Here is a 17,880-nt window from a genome sequence, read left to right as displayed (position 1 = left end):
CCGGGGTAATGAAGTTTTTCATATTAGAGCGATTACGCTACGCTTTTACGCCTCAGATTAAATCGTCCTAACACTACGTTCAATTATGACTCTCCGCGATCTCACTCAACAATTCGCTTCGGAAGGCCGGATCGAAGCTATCATCCTGCGTCCCGAGCGAGGTAAACCGGCTGTTTCGGTTGCCGAGGTGCGGGCTGAGCCGGGGCAGGGGTTATTGGGAGATCGCCGGGCCAACGGAGCCCGTTCCGGACGGCAATCGGCAAAACGCGAACTGACCTTGTTTCAAGCCGAGCATTTACCGATCGTCGCCAACTGGTGCGGACTCGCGGAATTGCAGCCGACTCGGCTACGGCGCAATCTAGTGGTTTCGGGACTAAATCTTATCGGTATGCGTTCGCCGTTTCCTGATGTGATGTTGGAATGGGCTGTGGGCGATGAGGTGATTATTCAAGTCACCGGGCCTTGCGATCCGTGCTCAAAAATGGCGGCGGAATTGGGGATGGGGAGTTATAACGCGCTACGCGGACATGGTGGGATGACGGCGCGAATTTTGGCCGGGGGTTTGATTCGGGTGGGTGACCGGGTGCGCTTGAACGCGATCCGGCATGTGGAATAATGTAGGCTGGGTTGAGCAGCGCGAAACCCAGCATTGAAGGCGTTTTGCGGGGTATCGTTTCGCTCGACTCAGCCTGCAACGGTCAAGCCCTTTGCCGCTGCAACACCATTGCTGTTTTGGTGAAGGCCTGCAGTACCGGCCCCGCCCCGGCAATAGCCACCGCATCGACTAAGCAATACCAAGCCGCTACACCGCTAGGCGGGTTGCCTTGCGGCAGGTGCGAGGCGGGATCAATCTCGGCCCAGGCCCAGGTCCCGGCGCTGGTGCCGACGATTTCCAGCCAGGAGGTGATGAAGAACGCACCCAGATAAACCATCGGCGAGCGGCCTTTGAACAAGTAGCCCAAGAACACCACAAACAGCACCGCGCCGATGATGTCCAATCGCCCGAGGCCGCTCAACCCCCATGCCACCCAGGTGCTGCAAGCCGCCACAACCAAAACCGCAATGCGGCGGGCGTGTTGCTGAAATAGTCCGGAGCGGCCCAATGCGACGGCGGTGAGATACACCAGTCCGTGGCCGGCCGGTACGTAAGCCGGAACATTACCGAAGCGGTAGATATAGCCTTTCATGTACACGGACGCGAAATACTCGCCGATCACCGCAAAGGTTACCGCCACGGCCACCTGGGTGCGCACATACTTACATTCGCCGCGCAGCCAGGCTATCAAAAACAGCCAGCCGAAAAACGCCAAAACGTATTGCATAAATTGCGGCGCGAAGCCATCCATCGTCAAACAGATGGTGGTGGTGACAAAGGTAAACGCGGCAATCTGATAATCGCGTTTATTGTGCTCAGCGACTGTATTGACGGCGGGGAAGTGCGGTAAGGAAAACAAACTCATGGCTTAGACAAAGGCGTAGGCAACGGCGATATAACGCAACACTTTACCTAAAAAAATCGTCAACAGCGAGGATAGGATGGAAAGGCGTAGCCAGCCGCCGGCAAAACACAGGCCGTCGCCGACTAGCGGCAGCCAGGAAAACAGCAAGGCCCAACTGCCCCAGCGGCGCACGGTATTTAGCGATTTTTGATGTTGCTTGGCTAAAGCTTCGGCGGGATATTTTTTGGCGGCCCACAGGCCCAACCACCAGGTGGTCATGGCGCCCAAGGTGTTGCCGATGCTGGCGATAGCCACCAACTGGCTGACGGAATGTTGTTGGCTGTTAACCAGGTAGGCCAGTACCGCTTCCGAACCGCCGGGTGCGACGGTGGACGAAATGAAAGCACTGATAAATAATCCCAGAGGGCCGAGCGATTCTAACTGCATTTGTTTGGCTCATAAAAAAAGCCCCTGAAACTACTGTTTCAGGGGCTTTTTGCTTAGTCTTTATTTGTCCGGTAAGGCGATGACGTTTTTGCCGGATACCATTTTGATCAGCTTGCCGATCAGTTGCATGACATAGCCAACAGCGTGAGCGACTTGCTCCAGTACGGTAGCAACAATTTCGCCGGCGCTCATGCCTTTAAAGCGTTTTGCCAGCCAAGGTGCGGCAATAAAACCGATAGCCAAGCCGACTACGGTGGTGCCGGAAACAATCGAATCATCGACTGCGGCAACAGGCACGGGTGCCGCTGCCACTACTGGGGCTGCCACTGGAGTGCTGGGGGCTGGCGCGTCGAGTTTAGGATCGTAGGGTCTGCCGCTGTAATCATCCGGGAAAATCGCCGCGGTTACCCCAGGAATGCTGGGCAAGTCCTCGCTGCCTTTGCCGACCTTCAATTGGGCTTTCATACCTTTTTCCATGTGCTGCGCGATGTCGCAATGCACTAAGTAGGTTTTGTCGCCCGGCGGTAGGATTAGCGTGCCGGATACTTTGCCGGGACCGCTGACTTCCAAATGGAACATGCCTTTGGGGTACAAATATTTGGGTAAGCCGTGCATCATCCATTGATGACGGATTTCATCTTCATTGACGAAATGAACAGTCAGTTTGGTGCAAGGTTCGAATTGAAACTCCTGCTGATCGAACGCAAACATGGTGCCGGGGAATTTCTCGGAATATTTGTGCCCGGCATGCACGGTAATCTCCTTGGTCTCGGCAATTTTGTCGCAGCCGCCGGGCAAGGTGTCGGTGTTTTGGCCCATGACCATGCCGCCATCCATATCCATCAAATGACCGTCGCCGTGGTTCATCATCTGATTGTGATCCTGCATTTCTTTTGCGGACGCAGCAGTCACAGATAAGGCGCAGACCAGTGTGGCAAGTGATACGAATTTGAACATTATTGCATTACCTCAAAGGGGCTTCGTGTATAGCGTGGATTATGCCGCGATAGTTCTGATTGACAAGGCTGCCGGAAATGACGTTATTCCGCCGCGCAGCATCGGCGGAATAACGGTTCTTGCGGCGTAATTCTTAGATTTCTTTCGCTTTACCAATTATGCCGTCAACTTTGCGTTTGAAACCGGCGTTAGACAGATAAAGGACGTACAAGCCAGCGAACAACACCAATGCATACAAGGCATAACTACCTTTGCTGGTCGGTTGACCCGCACCGGCTTTAAAGCTCATGTGTGCATCCAATCTTTCGCCATTATCTTGCAGTAGCGTGATGTGGATCAAATGTTTGCCGGCTTCTGGCACGCCTTGTGGCAGGTTCAGAATGACGGTGCCTGATTTATGTTTTTCGGCTGCTTGGAAGAAAACCCGTTTGCCTTCAGGCTCTTTGGTCACTTCAAATTCTATAGCCATGCCGCGATAGCGTTGGTCTTGATAGTCGAATACCAATTGCGTCAACGAATTGATGTCGGGAATATTGCCGCAGAACTCTTCAGCCGGGTATGCGTTTGGCTGGTAGGCGGTGTAATGGATCCAGTGATCTTTTTCCAGTTCGAACTTACATTGGTCAGTATCAGTACCCGCGGCGCCACCGTGTGCCAATACTGTTGATGAAAAAATCAGGCCCAACAAGCCCAGTAAACCGTTTCTTAATATGCGAGAGCTTCTCATAAATACCCTTCCCGTGTTAATAAATGCTGTAGTTTTTATTATTTTTCATGTGGTTATACATGAACATGTTTAAATCATTGGCGAACGTAACTGCCTGATTTCGATCAAAACAGCGCTTAACTCTAGCACATCGCCCTAGCCAAAGAAAGGCTATCGTGCCGTAGTTGAGATGATCGATTCAAGCTGTAATTTTTTTTGTCAGCAATCAAAGACAATCCTTATAATGGGGTTATGAATCATCCCTTTAAATTGCCTCTGCCTGTTCAGGTCTACTGAAATATCCCCCCTATCCGGTTAATTAAATAACAACAATATGTCCAAATTAATAAACTCTGCCGAATGGAATGCCGTTAAGCAACATCACCGCGAGATTGCCGGCAAATTTTGCATGAAGGATGCGTTCGATAAAGATCCGCAACGCTTCGACAAGTTTTCCGTGACATTTGGCGATTTGCTGTTCGATTTCTCTAAAAATCTAATTACCGAAGAAACTTTGCCTTTGTTGATTGAATTGGCAAGCCGCGCGGAGCTTTCCGCCAAGACCGAAGCCATGTTTTCCGGTTCCATTATTAACACCACGGAAAAACGCGCTGTCTTGCATACCGCTTTGCGCAATCGCAGCAACAAGCCGGTATTGTTTCGCGGTAAGGACGTGATGCCGGAAATTAATAAAGTGTTGGCGAAAATGCGGGTATTTACGGAACAAGTCCGTTCCGGTGCCTGGACCGGCTACACCGGCAAAACCATTACCGACATCGTCAACATCGGCATCGGCGGTTCCGATTTGGGGCCGAAAATGGTCGATACTGCATTGGCGCCTTACGGTAAAGACGGTTTGAAAGCCCACTTCGTTTCGAATGTTGATCAAACCGACATCGTGGAAACCCTGAAACCGCTCAACCCCGAGACTACCTTATTTTTGATCTCGTCAAAAACATTTACGACTCAGGAAACGATGACCAACGCCCGGTCGGCGCGTAACTGGTTTTTAAAAGCTGCGGTTGACCCGGCCAATATTTCCAAACATTTCGTGGCGATCTCGACCAATGTCGAAAAGGTCAAGGAATTCGGCATAGACCCGGAGAACATGTTCGAGTTTTGGGATTGGGTCGGTGGCCGTTATTCCCTGTGGTCCGTGATCGGCATGTCCATTGCCCTATACATAGGCATGGACAATTTCGAAGAATTGCTGATGGGCGCGCATATCGCCGACGAACATTTTCGCAGTGCGCCATTCGAAAAAAACATCCCGGTCATCATGGGCTTGCTGGGCATCTGGTACAACAACTTCTTCGAAGCGGAAACCTACGCGATTCTGCCGTACGCGCAGTCCTTGAAATATTTTGCCGATTATTTCCAGCAGGGCGATATGGAAAGTAACGGCAAAAGCGCTACCATCAACGGTGAAAAAGTCGATTACAACACCGGTCCGATTATCTGGGGCCAGCCCGGTACTAATGGCCAGCATGCCTTTTTCCAATTGATTCATCAGGGCACCAAACTGATTCCCGGCGACTTTCTGGCGGCCGCGCAAAGCCAATACGACTTACCCGACCACCACGATATTCTGATTTCCAACTTCCTGGCCCAAGCCGAAGCGCTGATGCGCGGTAAAACCGAAGCGGAGGTTAGGGAGGATTTAAGCCATGAACCTAATCTGGATGACGCCCTGATTGCCTCCAAAATCTTCGAAGGCAACAAGCCATCCAACTCGTTTTTATTCAAAAAACTGACCCCCAGAACCTTGGGTACTTTGATTGCGTTTTACGAACACAAAATCTTCGTACAAGGCGTGATCTGGAATATCAATTCCTTTGATCAAATGGGTGTGGAATTGGGGAAAGTGTTAGCGCGGGCGATTCTGCCGCAGCTGAAAAACGACGAGATGGTCACAGACCACGACAGCTCCACCAACGGCTTGATCAACGCTTATAAGCGCCTGCGTAAATAAGCTTACACAATAGGCTGTTTTAGAAAACGAACATCCTGTCTTTGGTAGGCAAGCCGTTTTCCAAACCTGAAGGTTGCAGCATATTTTCGCAGCCTTCAGGTGTCTTAACCCATTCAAGCATGCTTTGTCTGGTTAACCTTCCGGTTCGCGCCCCTCACAGGCGCACAAATTGATTCAAAAAACAAAAGCTATGCTGAGTGACTACTGAGCATAATCCCGCTTATAGGGTATCGCATTGGGCTTGGTGTCATTCGGCTGTGTGCTCAACAAGACTTCGTGGATTGCGGAAATGACGGACTCCGGCTTCTCCAGCGGAATGACGTGACCGCTATCTACCCAGCGTTGAATTGCCCCCGGATATAGCCGCGCAATATCCTTGCGTTTTTGATTGGCATCGAGCGCCAGCTCAGAGGTATCCTCCAGAGGTTGCTCAGCGCTCAGCACTATGATCGGTCCGCCGCTGTAGGGCGGGGCAGCCAATACTTCGTCACCGGTCAGGTCCAGGGCGGCTAGCTCTTGTTTGGCAGTTGCCGATGTCATCAAATCTAACAGCCAGCGCACCCAGAGCGGCCAGTTTTCGATTGCCCCGGCGCCTTTGAGTTGAGCAGGATGAGTGGAATCAACCAGAATCAAGGCCGCCACTTCATCTGGATGATGCCGGGCATACCATTGCATATACAACCCGCCCAGCGAATGCCCCACCAGCACATAAGGCGGCGTTAGGCCTTGGCTGACAAGCAATCCGCGCAACTCTTCGACAATATGCCGGCCGTCCCTCGCGGTGGCCGCCTCTTCGCTATTCCCGTAGCCGGCGCGGTTGTAAACCAAGGCCGTGTTATCACGCGCTATCGTCGGATAAATTTCTGCCCACCCTTCTAAAGCCCCGCCCAGTCCGTTTTCGAAGATGACCGGTACAGTCTGGTGTTTGCTAAGCGCAAATTCCACCTGCCGGCCGGCGACTTCTGTCGTTGTTATGGCGGGGATGGTGGCGGCACAGCCGCCTAGCGCGATTAGCCATAGCAGAAAACTGACCGTTATTGATGGTCTAAATCTCATCGGCCGCGTCCTTTGTCAGTTGAATTAGCGCTGGGTGTGCTTCACGATGGTTATTCCTGGGGAAATTACAGGGGGCGATGATTTTGCCGACGCTTGCCGCGAGCCAGCAAACCGGCCAGACCCGCGCCGAACAGCCAAGCGGCGCCGGGCAACGGCACCGCCGCGACATCGCCGTCGCGCACCGCCCAGACGTAATAATTGGTGCCTTTGCTGATGTAGTTTTGCATGCCGGTTGCGGTGCTCAGGTACCAGGCTTTGCTGGCGTCGCCACCGTAACTGGTACCTAACCAGTAACCAAAGGATTGAATATGGCTAAACAGACTTTCGTCGTCGGCAGTCGCCGGATCGTCGACGATGCCGTAGCCGGACTGTGGCCCGCCACGTGAATCGAGGGAGCCTTTGTTACCGAAGTCGCCGTAATAAAGATGCGCGAGCTCCGAACTGGCCGTGGAGACGTTGAATCCGCAATCGCTACCGCTGTATCCATAGTCGCAACCGGGCACTCCCAGGTCGTTGAAGGTCGGCAAGCGCCAATCGCTGTAGGTGGTGCCGCGCACACTGTCCGAGTAGCTGAGACCGTCCACCCAGGCCACGGCGTTTTGCCAGCTCATCTTGCCTTCGGCGTCGAAGCCGCTGGTTTTGGCGTAGTTGGCGTCCGCCAGCCAGGTGACGTTTTGCGCGCTATCGTAGATCAGGCCGCCGCCGCGGTCGAACAACTGGGCTTCGGCGCTACCGGTCGCTAGCGTGCAGAGCGCGGATAACCCGGCGCATATAGCTTTATGTTTCATCATTTTTTTCCAAAAAGTTAGTTATCGAAGGCATGTAAATACTCGTAAACCTGCCTAGCGGCACCGAGCTTAAGGAGCATTATCGGAAGGTGCGTGTAGCCAGGGAACCCTACCGGAGTAGGGTGTTGGCGCGTTAGGAAGTTTTGTTAACATGTATTTTTAATTCAACTATTAGAGCGATAATTTCAAGAGGAATTTACAATGAAGCGCAGTCTGAAATGCCTTGCCCTGGGCTTAATGCTGCCGGTATTACCGGCACACGCCAGTGTTTTGTATACGTTGGTGGATCTCATGCCGGAGAGCCCGTTAGTCAATTCGGGGGCGCGCGCTATCAGCGATGCCGGGCATGTTCTGGGTTTTACGGGGGATGGTGAAAGCTTTGTTTACAAAAACAATAGTGTGAGCTGGCTGTCCGTACCCAGATATTCAAGTCCTACCGGGATCAATTCGAGCGGTGTGGTGGTGGGCAATTCCGGCGGGCGCGGGATTGTGTACAGTAATGGTGTCACGCAAATAATCGGTGGTTTCAGCGGCAGTCCTTATTCCAGTGTGGCCTACGGCATCAATGACGCCGGGCAAATAGTCGGCAGTGCATGGAATGCCGAGGGCAACCAACGAGCCACTATTGCCGGTAACGGCAGCTTGACTGATCTGGGAACCTTGAATGGTGGTCACTGGAGTGGGGGGAATGCGATCAACAATAGTGGTCAGGTCACTGGCGAGAGTCAAACGCCTAATGGAGGTCACGCTTTTATTACCCGTAATGGCCAAATGGTGGATCTGGGCGCGTTTGCCTGGGGTGTCAGCAGAGGTTATGCCATCAACGACCTCGGCCAGGTGGCCGGCACATCCTATGTCACCAACAATGAAAAGCACGCTTTCATTACAACGCTTGATGACCACATGGTTGATATAGGTTTGTCCGGCTATAGCAGCGAGGCATTCGGTATCAATAATGCCGGACAAGCCGTGGGATATTTCGGCGACAATTTTGGTGGATCCAAACGTGCGTTCGTTACGCTCAATGGCGTCATGACAGACTTGAACACGCTGATTGCAGCCAATATCGGTTGGACGCTGATGACGGCTTACGATGTCAACAATAGCGGACAAATCGTTGGGGTGGGGATTGCCGCGAATGGCGTGCAACGGGCCTTTCTATTAAATCCGATTGCTGCTGTGCCCATACCCGGCGCCATCTGGTTGTTTGGTTCTGCTTTACTCGGTTTCGTTCCGCTGCGCCTGCGGGCTCGAATCTGAAAGCGCATGGCGGTTGTGGAGCTAACGCTTAGCTGCAACTTGGACAAGCAGCTCGTTACCCGGATGTAGCAAGGTTGCCGGGGTTCTGAGGACGCGACAATCGGCTGCGCCTGCAAAAAAACAACCCATAACACTGCGTTAATCTTGAGCGCTTTGGCCTCTGGAAGCCACCAAAGCGCCTTTGCTTACCTGCGTTAGGCATATTTTTCGCTCCTGTGCCCAGCGCTTCTATCAATCGGAGCGCTGGAGAATCAAAATGCTGCAAAAATTTGTAACGGTAACTTTCTTCTTGATCCTTTCCGGCTGTGCCACAACGGCAAGCAACCCTCCCGTCCAGGGAAGCAACAAAGCGGAAGGCAAAATATCAATGGCTATTGGCCGTGAAATGGGCAACTTCAAAATCACCCATTCACAGGCAACCGAAGCCCCCGCCGGTTATAACGGCATGCAGTACACCGTTAAAACTGACGATGGCGCGACCTTTAAATGTGAGATTTTAGAGCCTTCGGGGTTTGGTAAATTCGCGACCTGGGGCATGGCAAGCGGAGCTGACGCCATGTGCACCGATTTCACCAAAGGATCGAGCGACGTAGGCAAAACCAACAAGGCAAGTTGCAACGCTTTGCTGCAGGCGGCGGGCAAATGCTGAAGTAATACTCGACACGGAGCTCAAGGTGACGCTCCGTGCTCCTCTGCCGCAGCACCGATGGCTAGTGGAAGGTTATAAAACCGCATGTTAACGAAGGAGTATCCGGACACGAAAACCTGACTAACCGCGCCAAGGCTGGGCGGCAACAGAATCGGAATAGCAAAATGGAAAAGCTTTTTTCTAATCCTCGCCAAGACGGGGCGGTTTGCTTCTCGGACATCAGTCCAAACGGTCAACTACGCCTACTGGACTTGAGTTTCGGGCGTATCGCCTTCGGTTTTGGCTTGATCCCCGTGGTCGCCGCACCGTTTATTGTCTGGCTGCATCAAATCGACCGGGACGCTCGCGCCTTTTGGGCTTGGGCCAGTATTTTTACATTGGTGGCGCTGGCCGTCCGTCTGTTGTTCCGCCGCTATCGGCGTGACTGCGCACAATTGGGCGCCGAACGGGCCATGCACCATTGGCTGCGCCAGGTGCATGCGTTGGCGCTGCTTTACGGATTCAGCCTGTCGGTACCGGTGATGATTATGTGCAGCGGCGACTATCCCTTTGAGTTTGCGATGCTGTTTCTGGTCACCTGTGCGTCGATAGTGGCGGGCAATGCCACCCACCAGTCGCCTATCCTGAGCGCATTCCAACGTTTCTTCGCTGCCAGTTGGGGCGTCTCGACATTGCTTATGCCGTGGGTATTTCCCGCTCATTGGCCCTACGTGATGCCGCTGACTGCGCTCTACATTCTGTCGATTTACAAACACGCGGTGCTCGTGCACCGGTTTTTTTTGCAACAGATATTCCTGGAAGAAGGCTACCGCGCCGCCAAGGATCTAGCCGAAGCCGCATTGCGCGCCAAGAACCAGTTCCTGACCACGGCCAGCCACGATTTGCGCCAGCCGGTGCATGCCATGGGCTTTTTGATCGAATCCATTTCCCGCCGCAACCGGGATTTACTGTTGGGCCCAGCCTTACAGGATTTGCGGCAAAGCGTGCAGTCGGTGACGCAGATGTTCAACTCGCTGTTGGATTTGTCCAGGATCGAGCTGGGCGCCCAGCCGGTAAATCTACAAACCGTGGCCTTGGACCCGTTGATGAACGACGTCGCGACGCTGTTCCGGGAAGAAGCGCGCGTCCGCCAAATCGAGCTGCGCGTGAGCACCAGCGCCGGTAAAGCCTTGGTGCGCGCCGACCCGCTATTGCTGCGCCAGTCGATGATCAACCTGATGCAGAATGCCTTGCGTTATACCCAAAGCGGCGGGGTACTGATGGCGGCTCGCCGCTACCGCGACGCCTGGCAGTTCGAGGTCTGGGATACCGGGGTCGGCATCGCGGAAGCCGATCAACCGCATATCTATTCGCCGTTCTTCCGCCCCGAACATGCCTGGCGCATCGACAACGCCGGCCACGGCTTGGGTTTGGCGGTAGTGGCGCGCTGCGCGGATTTGATGGGCGCCAGCCAGGGTTTGAGTTCGCGGGAAGGCCGAGGCTCGCGGTTTTGGCTGCGGCTGCCGTCCACGCGGATTGAGGAGCGGCGCGCGGTGGCGCGCGACCGGGATTTTGCGCCGGCCGGCCGTGGCGAAACGCTGAGCGGCCGTTGCCTGGTGATCGACGACGAACCGCAAGTACGTAACGCCTGGCAAGCCTTATTGAATTCGTGGGGCGTAGAAACGGCTTGCGCCGCGTCCGCCAACGATGCATTGGCCTTGCTCGACGCCGGCTTCGAACCGCAGGCCATCTTTTGCGACCAGCGCCTGCGCGCCGGCGAAAGCGGCTTCGAGTTGTTGCAAGTCTTGCAGGAACGCTGCCCGGACGCCGCCGGGGCGATGATCAGCGGCGAATTCGATTCGCCGGCCCTGGCCCAAGCCGAGCAGGAAGGTTACCTGGTACTGCATAAGCCCTTGGACCCGGAGGCCTTGTACGCCGTGCTGAGCCGGCTATTGCCATCCAATCCGCTAACAGGGATAACCAAGAAAAATGCAATCGCCTAATAATAGTCTTGCCGGATGGCTGGGGTTGGCTTCCTCGGGCCTGTTGGCTTGGGGTAACTGGCACTACGCCCAAACGCTCCCCAACTACGATGCCGTGCGCCATACTATTAGCGAATTGGCTGCGTTCGGAACGCCATTGGCGGACGAAATCAATTACGGACTTTTCCTGCCGGTGGGCTTGATGCAATGGCTGGCATTGGCCTGCCAGTACCGCACTCTCAAGCAGAACCCTACGCTACGCCGGGGTTTACTGGCGTTTTCCTGGGTGGGAACGGCTTATGTCTTTTGCGCGCTATTCCCGTGCGATCCCGGCTCTCCGCTGATTGGCTCTTGGCGCCAACAAATTCATAACCTGTTCGGTGCGCTTGAATATCTGGGAGGCGGTTATGGCTTAGTGCTGTTTGGGCGTATCCCTGGCTCCCGCGTCGCCATCCCCTTGAAAATTTCCGGCGTACTGGTACTGACGGTTCTGGTGTTGCTGGCCGTCCCTTTTCTGGCGGACTACAGGGGCCTGATTCAACGCGTTGCCGAAAGCGTGTTGTTCGGCTGGCTGACGTTAGCGAGCGCAGAGCAATTGGCCCGCCCCTACATTGACCGCATTGAAATCGCAAGGTGACCGAATAAAAGGCGCACGTGGTATTAAACGTTACACAACCTTAACTCTAGCCAGGCTTTTTTCGTAAAGCTACCAAGCGGAAAAAAGTCCTCCATCGGGCGGTCGGATAAAGCAAGCGATGCAACCAACATCTGGCCTAGCGGAATCAAGCGGCTCTCGATTGAACCACGAAAATATATTCAAAGCCGTTAACCGGCCGAGCCCAAAGTCATGCATTTTTATCAAGCCGACCGATGGCGCTAATGTTTGCCGACAGCCTGCTTTAGACGTCGAGCGAATTCGATGGATTTGCCTTCGGCTGGCAGCGAGTCCGGTACATAAATCCTAGCGTTCCAAATACTGTCGTCATCCGCCTCTTTACTCATGCATTGCTTTTTGCCGTCCGCGTTGACGACACATCGGCGCTGGTAACCGTTGGGAAGCGTATAGGTTTCCGTTTCTTGCGCGGGCCCGCTATCCGGCGCCCTGAGATTTTCCGGGGCAACCGCCAATTTGCGGCGATCGAACTTATTCCCCGCTTCAAGTTCGGCCGATTCTCGGGCGACTTGGCGCATATCGTCCAGTACCTTGGATAGGTCGAGTTTGGCAGGCTCTGGATGCGCGGGATTCGTTGACTTGTAGGTCAGCGGCGCGGCGTTGTTCGTTTGCCGCGGCGAAGAGTCGCCACGATCCGGCAAAATCGGCACCGGCTTTGGAAGCGTCCTTGATCTGCCTCCGGCCACCCTGGATGACGGACCTGGCGGCGACTGATTTTGCCTGCCTTGTTCCGCTAAGCGTAGGATCTTGAATTCCACCGATAGCGCTATCAAACGGTCAGCCGGTTTCCTCGGCCGGTCTATATCGGTCAACGCCAACACTATCCCAAGATGTATCGACAAAGAGACGATCAGGCATACGACAAACTTGCGTGGCGCCGATTTGATCATTGGCATCAGCTATTGCCATTCTTGTAACGTGTTGCTAAACGGCGCGTTGGTCTCGGAGGATGGGTTTCGACCGGGCAAACATCATAAATCGAGTTAACCATGGCGGGTAAAACCCAACCGCCCTAACTGGCTAGTTGGCTCGCGAGCTCACCCCGATAAACGCCTGATCGCCTCGGACATCGCATTTGAGCAAATAGGTTTGGCCTGCTTGTAAAACCAGGGTTTTCTTGGGTCTATGACTCGAAAATCCTTTAAAGCAATAGACTTGAATGTCGTACTCTCCAGGCAAGACATGAATCTCGCTGGGGTAGTCCGTAAAACCCGGCCAGCCAAATTCCTTTTGTTCGCCCGCGCCGTTGGCTTCGATCTTCGTATAGCCGATGATGGTCGCGTGATAGGCATCGGCAAAAGGGGTGCCCACAACACTTTGGATTACCGCAATCTCGTCAGCGCTAAGCGTGTCGCCCGCATATTGCTTGGCTGGCGTCATAAAACCGCATGAACAGAGCATGGACGTGGCAATCATGGTCATCACATTTTTCATGGATTCGCCTTGTCATTGCCGCGCAAACGTAAAACACGCCCACCAAGGGTTAAAACAACCATAACCGGTAATGATGGAAAGCACGTTTTCATAGCGTCGCCTCTTTTTAATTGATAAACCTAAGGTTGATGTAACGGCATCGTATGTCTTATAAAATTCGTCATTTGCCGTATCTTCGTCTTGGGCTGCTTTTATTGATTATTAAATCAGTGAGATCAAAAAGCGTTCTCCAAACAGCCGTTTTGCAGGGATGAAAATGCCCGGAGCCCTGATGAACGGCGACGAGCCTGGGCTGCATTATCGGAAGCGCGGTGCGGCGGCGTAACCCTACCGTAGTAGGGTATTGGGGCGCATCGGCTGTTTGTTAAGATGTAATTATTTTGCATGTTTTAGCGATAGCCTGGTTCGACGCAAAATGCCGAACCAGGCTATCGACCATTAGGGAGAGTTGAGCGTGACAAATTTGGCTAGCGCGTTGGTTATCGACGACCATCCGCTGTCGGCGAGCGGTATCGCCGATTTTTTGCTATCGCATTGCGGCTTCGGTCAGGCTCGGCCGGTATCCAGCATCGCCGAGTTTTGGGCGATTCTCGATGCCGCCCAGCCGCCGTCGTTGGCCGTGGTGGATTTTTGGCTGCCGGAAGGTGCGTCGCTGCCGTTGTTAGTGCAAATGAAACGCCAGTACCCAGCGACACGTTTGCTGGCAATCAGCGCGGACGACAATTCGGCCGTGTCGGACAAGGCACGCGAGGCCGGCGCCGACGGCTTTCTGCACAAGCAGGAAGCGCCGGAGATTTTCGGCCGTGCCGTGGCCGCGTTGCTACGGGGTGACACTTGGTTTCACAGCGGTCCATTTGCCGTGACAGGCAGCAATCAGCCGCTCAAGGAACTGCCGGTCACCGCCGCCGAGCTGGGTTTGACCGCCCGCCAAGGCCAGGTGCTGGCGATGATGCTGAAAGGCTTGCCCAACAAACGTATCGCCTTGAACCTGTCGCTGTCCGAGCAAACCGTCAAGGAGCACGTCACCGGTATTCTGGAGCGGCTGGGGGCCCGCAACCGGATCGAGGTGATTACAATGCTGCGCGGCAAAAAGCTGGAAGGCTCCTGATGCAAGCCACACTGGCCGATTCAACGGACAGCAAGCCGCTGCGCTTTGCCGACATCAGCCCGGCCGGCCAAGCTCGATTGCTGGACATGACGCATAACCGGCTGGTGTACGGTATCACCATTATCCCGTTTGTAGGCTTGCCCTTCGTGTACTGGAAGCATCAACTCGATCAAGACGTCTTGGGATTGCTGGCGTGGACGGTGTCGTATTTTCTGGTCGTGCTTGCCGTGCGCCTGCAACAGCGGCAATACTTGCGTGACAGGGCCAGCCTCGATCCGCATGCGGCAGTCGCCCATTGGCTACCCATCATTCTGCGCATGGCCTTGGCGCATGGGCTCGGCTTGGCGGCGCTGGTGCTTATCATCGCCGGTCGGGTCCCGTTCGAATATACCTTGCTGCTTTACATGAGTTTGGCGGCAATCATGGCGGCCAACGCCACCCACCAATCACCGGTATTCAGTGCGTTTCAGCGGTTTTTCGGTGCCGCTTGGGGCGGTTGCACACTGTTGACCCCATGGACGTTTCCCGAGCACTGGCATTTAATCATGCCTCTGTGCGTCAGTTATGTCTTATCGATACACCGGCACTCCTCAATTGCCCATGGCTTTTTCCTGCAGCAAATAAAACTGGAAGAAGATAGCGCCAAGTTGGCCGAGAATTATCGGCGTGCCAAGGAGGAAGCCGAAGCGGCCTTACGCGCCAAAAACCAATTCCTGACCACGGCCAGCCACGACTTGCGCCAGCCGGTGCATGCCATGGGCTTTTTAATAGAATCGATTTCCCGCCGCAATCAGGAACCGAGTTTGCAGCCTGCATTGCAAGATCTGCAACAAAGCGTGCAATCGATTACACAGATGTTCAATTCGTTGCTGGACTTGTCCAGGATCGAGCTGGGCGCCCAGCCGGTCAATCTGCAAACCGTGGCGCTGGACCCGCTGATGAACGATGTCGCCACGTTGTTTCGTGAAGAGGCCCGCTCACGGCAAATCGATCTCAGAGTGCGTTTGAGCGGCGGCAGGGCCTTAGTCACCGCCGATGCCATGTTGTTGCGCCAGTCCATGATCAACCTGATGCAAAATGCCTTGCGCTATACCCAAAGCGGCGGGGTATTGATGTCGGTGCGGCCGCGCAGTGCTTGCTGGCAGTTCGAGGTCTGGGATACCGGGGTCGGCATCGCCGAAGATGACCAACAGCGGATTTACTCGCCATTCTTCCGCCCCGAACATGCCTGGCGCATCGACAACGCCGGGCACGGTTTGGGTTTGGCGGTAGTGGCGCGTTGCGCCGATTTGATGGGCGCCAGCCAGGGCTTGAGTTCGCGGGAAGGCCGCGGTTCACGCTTCTGGTTGCGATTGCCGGTCGCCGCTCCCAGCCACGAGCGGTGGACTATGGCGGCTGACCAGCCGGTCGCACCGGTCGAGCAAGCCGCAGCGCTGAGCGGCCGCTGCCTGGTGATCGACGACGAACCGCAAGTGCGCAACGCCTGGCAAGCCTTATTGAATTCGTGGGGCGTGGAAACGGTTTGCGCCGCATCCGCCAACGACGCATTGGCCCTGCTTGATGCCGGCTTCGCACCCCACGCCATTTTTTGCGACCAGCGCTTGCGCTCCGGCGAAAGCGGCTTCGAGTTGCTGCAAGCCTTGCTGGAACGCTGCCCGGATGCCGCCGGGGCGATGGTCAGCGGCGAATTCAATTCCCCGGCTTTGGCGCAAGCCGAGCAGGAAGGTTACTTGGTGCTGCATAAGCCTTTGGACCCTGTGGCGTTACATGCCCTGCTGAGCCGGCTATTGCCGGCGGCCGACAATAACTACTCGTAAAAGACGCCAATTCGACAATCCCTAGCCTCAACAAATGGCGTCTATTTTGCTGTATGCGATGGACACACACCCTAAAACCAGGAGTTTACGATGAATATTTCGAACATAGGACCCAACCTTGCCGCTAGCCGCGCAGTCAGCGGAAAAACTTTGCCGTCGCCGGCAATCGCTAAAGCCGCCGAGGTAGCCGATCAAAGCCAAGCGCCGCGGACCGTCGATATGCGCCGGGTCTCGCTCAATGAAATCAACGCCTTGATCAAATCCGGCGTGGACGGTTTGCTGGATGTCGTGCCTTATATTCCCACCGCCACCATCAACTCGTCTGGCGCAGGGGATGCCGGCGACGTGAAGGTGGATTATTTGGGCCAGATCGAAGCGCAGATCGAATTTCAGAAAAGCCGTCACGAAGACACCGCTTTTCTGGAAAAAGTGTTGAGCAACGTTAAACGTCTCGACGGCATGGCCTTGCCGCCGAAACTGGATGTGATGGCTTGAGGCCCAGGACGCGGCCATCAACAGTTTAATAACCCAGTTCCAATCTATTTATCTTAACCATGTTGCTTAAAGTGGGCGATCTTGCCAAACGCTGCGGACTGACGGTCCGTACTTTGCACCACTATGACAGCATCGGTTTGCTTAAGCCTTCCGCGCGTTCCGATAGCGGCTACCGGCTGTATAACCGGGCGGACATTTCCAGATTGCATCAAATTCAAGCCTTACGGCGGTTTGGTTTGTCGTTGGCCGACATCGGAGACATTTTGGCAAACTCCGGACTGAATCTCGCGACTATCGTCGAGCGGCAGATTGAAGCCTTGGACCAGCAGATTGCGCAAAGCCAAGCCTTGCGCGACCGCTTGTCCGGTTTGCGACTGCAATTGACCCGCGGAGAAGAGCCGGAGCTTGCCGATTGGCTAACCACTTTGGAGATGATGACCATGTACGATAAATATTTTTCCACCAACGACTTAAAGCGCTTGCCGCTACTGGATATAGACGAGACCTCTACCGCCGGCGAATGGGCGGCACTGGTTCAAGCGGTGCACGAGGCGATGCAAGCCGGGTTTGCGCCGGAGAGTGCCGAGGCCCAGGAATTGGCAAGGCAATGGATCAGCATGCTGGAACTCGACACCCAAGGCGATCCTCGGCTACTCGTCAAACTCAACGCCATGATGGTCGGCGAGCCGACGATGCAAGCTAAAACCGGCGTGACGCCGGAGCTTGTTGCTTACATCCAAAGTGCATTCATCGAGACCAAATTGACGATCTACGAGAAATACCTCGCCGCCGATGAATTCAGCTTTATGCGCGAAAACTACGGTAAGCGCGCCGACGAGTGGCCGCCGCTGATCGCCGCGATACGTCAACATAGGGAAGACGGCACGCCGCCGAACGATCCGCGCATGCAGAAACTGGCGCGGACCTGGCTGGAATTGTTCCGCGCCTACGCAGGCGACAACCCGGAAACCCACGCCAAAATTCGCGCCGCCAACCAGGCCGAACCTTATCTGTTCTTTGGCACGTTTATCGACCAGCCGCTATTGGCTTACGTGTTTGAGTCGATGGCGGAATTGCACCGGTCGCCATTGCAGGGCAGCGGCGGAGCCTAAGGTGAA

18 protein-coding genes are annotated in these 17,880 nt (G+C 54.7%); 10 read left to right on the top strand and 8 right to left on the bottom strand.

The window, feature by feature from the left end; translation table 11 throughout:
• Positions 1-85: 85 nt before the first annotated feature.
• Positions 86-616: an MOSC domain-containing protein gene (locus DDY07_RS17330; RefSeq protein WP_171696788.1), complete on the top strand. Its 531-nt coding sequence runs from the start codon at positions 86-88 to the stop codon at positions 614-616.
• Between the two features lie 82 nt (positions 617-698).
• Here DDY07_RS17330 and DDY07_RS17325 read toward each other — a convergent pair whose 3' ends face one another.
• The 4 genes from DDY07_RS17325 to DDY07_RS17310 all read right to left on the bottom strand — a co-directional run bounded on the left by DDY07_RS17325 (position 699) and on the right by DDY07_RS17310 (position 3,570).
• Positions 699-1,460, bottom strand: a complete 762-nt coding sequence (locus DDY07_RS17325) for a hypothetical protein (protein ID WP_171696787.1) — start codon at positions 1,458-1,460, stop codon at positions 699-701.
• Between the two features lie 3 nt (positions 1,461-1,463).
• The gene (locus tag DDY07_RS17320; protein ID WP_171696786.1) at positions 1,464-1,886 is read right to left on the bottom strand and encodes a YqaA family protein; all 423 of its coding nucleotides are present in this window, start codon (positions 1,884-1,886) and stop codon (positions 1,464-1,466) included.
• Positions 1,887-1,946: 60 nt separating this feature from the next.
• Positions 1,947-2,843, bottom strand: coding sequence for a copper oxidase (locus DDY07_RS17315; RefSeq protein WP_171696785.1), 897 nt, complete (start codon positions 2,841-2,843; stop codon positions 1,947-1,949).
• Between the two features lie 133 nt (positions 2,844-2,976).
• Complete coding sequence (locus DDY07_RS17310; protein WP_171696784.1) at positions 2,977-3,570, bottom strand: hypothetical protein; 594 nt, start codon at positions 3,568-3,570, stop codon at positions 2,977-2,979.
• Between the two features lie 313 nt (positions 3,571-3,883).
• On the opposite strand from DDY07_RS17310, the gene pgi reads away from it, so the two are divergent.
• Positions 3,884-5,521 (top strand): glucose-6-phosphate isomerase, encoded by a 1,638-nt coding sequence (gene pgi / locus DDY07_RS17305; RefSeq protein WP_171696783.1) that lies wholly within the window; start codon positions 3,884-3,886, stop codon positions 5,519-5,521.
• A 201-nt stretch (positions 5,522-5,722) separates the two neighbouring features.
• Here pgi and DDY07_RS17300 read toward each other — a convergent pair whose 3' ends face one another.
• The gene (locus tag DDY07_RS17300; protein ID WP_171696782.1) at positions 5,723-6,577 is read right to left on the bottom strand and encodes an alpha/beta fold hydrolase; all 855 of its coding nucleotides are present in this window, start codon (positions 6,575-6,577) and stop codon (positions 5,723-5,725) included.
• 65 nt (positions 6,578-6,642) lie between these two features.
• Positions 6,643-7,365 (bottom strand): DUF1566 domain-containing protein, encoded by a 723-nt coding sequence (locus DDY07_RS17295; protein ID WP_171696781.1) that lies wholly within the window; start codon positions 7,363-7,365, stop codon positions 6,643-6,645.
• Between the two features lie 201 nt (positions 7,366-7,566).
• Between DDY07_RS17295 and DDY07_RS17290 the strand changes: the two genes are divergently transcribed.
• From DDY07_RS17290 to DDY07_RS17275, 4 genes are all read left to right on the top strand, one after another.
• Positions 7,567-8,625 carry a hypothetical protein gene (locus DDY07_RS17290; protein WP_171696780.1) on the top strand — a complete coding sequence of 353 codons (1,059 nt, stop codon included), beginning with the start codon at positions 7,567-7,569 and terminating at the stop codon, positions 8,623-8,625.
• 256 nt (positions 8,626-8,881) lie between these two features.
• Complete coding sequence (locus DDY07_RS17285; RefSeq protein WP_171696779.1) at positions 8,882-9,274, top strand: hypothetical protein; 393 nt, start codon at positions 8,882-8,884, stop codon at positions 9,272-9,274.
• A gap of 164 nt (positions 9,275-9,438) precedes the next feature.
• A complete protein-coding gene (locus tag DDY07_RS17280) occupies positions 9,439-11,256 on the top strand; it encodes a hybrid sensor histidine kinase/response regulator (RefSeq protein ID WP_171696778.1) in 1,818 nt (605 codons plus the stop codon).
• On the top strand, positions 11,243-11,872 hold the full coding sequence (locus tag DDY07_RS17275) for a DUF998 domain-containing protein (RefSeq protein ID WP_171696777.1): 630 nt from the start codon (positions 11,243-11,245) through the stop codon (positions 11,870-11,872). The genes DDY07_RS17280 and DDY07_RS17275 overlap by 14 nt, the downstream gene beginning before the upstream one ends.
• Positions 11,873-12,111: 239 nt before the next feature.
• On the opposite strand, the gene DDY07_RS17270 is transcribed toward DDY07_RS17275, so the two are convergent.
• On the bottom strand, positions 12,112-12,804 hold the full coding sequence (locus DDY07_RS17270; RefSeq protein ID WP_171696776.1) for a hypothetical protein: 693 nt from the start codon (positions 12,802-12,804) through the stop codon (positions 12,112-12,114).
• A gap of 124 nt (positions 12,805-12,928) precedes the next feature.
• On the bottom strand, positions 12,929-13,342 hold the full coding sequence (locus DDY07_RS17265) for a hypothetical protein (RefSeq protein ID WP_171696775.1): 414 nt from the start codon (positions 13,340-13,342) through the stop codon (positions 12,929-12,931).
• A gap of 454 nt (positions 13,343-13,796) precedes the next feature.
• Here DDY07_RS17265 and DDY07_RS17260 point away from each other — a divergent pair, with 454 nt between their 5' ends.
• The 4 genes from DDY07_RS17260 to DDY07_RS17245 all read left to right on the top strand — a co-directional run bounded on the left by DDY07_RS17260 (position 13,797) and on the right by DDY07_RS17245 (position 17,874).
• Complete coding sequence (locus tag DDY07_RS17260) at positions 13,797-14,450, top strand: response regulator transcription factor (protein ID WP_101051504.1); 654 nt, start codon at positions 13,797-13,799, stop codon at positions 14,448-14,450.
• Positions 14,450-16,267 (top strand): hybrid sensor histidine kinase/response regulator, encoded by a 1,818-nt coding sequence (locus DDY07_RS17255; RefSeq protein WP_171696774.1) that lies wholly within the window; start codon positions 14,450-14,452, stop codon positions 16,265-16,267. The genes DDY07_RS17260 and DDY07_RS17255 overlap by 1 nt, the downstream gene beginning before the upstream one ends.
• 90 nt (positions 16,268-16,357) lie before the next feature.
• Complete coding sequence (locus DDY07_RS17250; protein WP_033158528.1) at positions 16,358-16,762, top strand: hypothetical protein; 405 nt, start codon at positions 16,358-16,360, stop codon at positions 16,760-16,762.
• Positions 16,763-16,821: 59 nt separating this feature from the next.
• Positions 16,822-17,874 carry a MerR family transcriptional regulator gene (locus DDY07_RS17245; protein ID WP_171696773.1) on the top strand — a complete coding sequence of 351 codons (1,053 nt, stop codon included), beginning with the start codon at positions 16,822-16,824 and terminating at the stop codon, positions 17,872-17,874.
• The last annotated feature ends 6 nt before the right edge of the window (positions 17,875-17,880 follow it).

Source organism: Methylomonas sp. ZR1, from assembly GCF_013141865.1.
Lineage (GTDB): Bacteria > Pseudomonadota > Gammaproteobacteria > Methylococcales > Methylomonadaceae > Methylomonas.
Note: the sequence above shows the minus strand (reverse complement) of the source record. Positions and strands in the feature narration are given on the sequence as shown.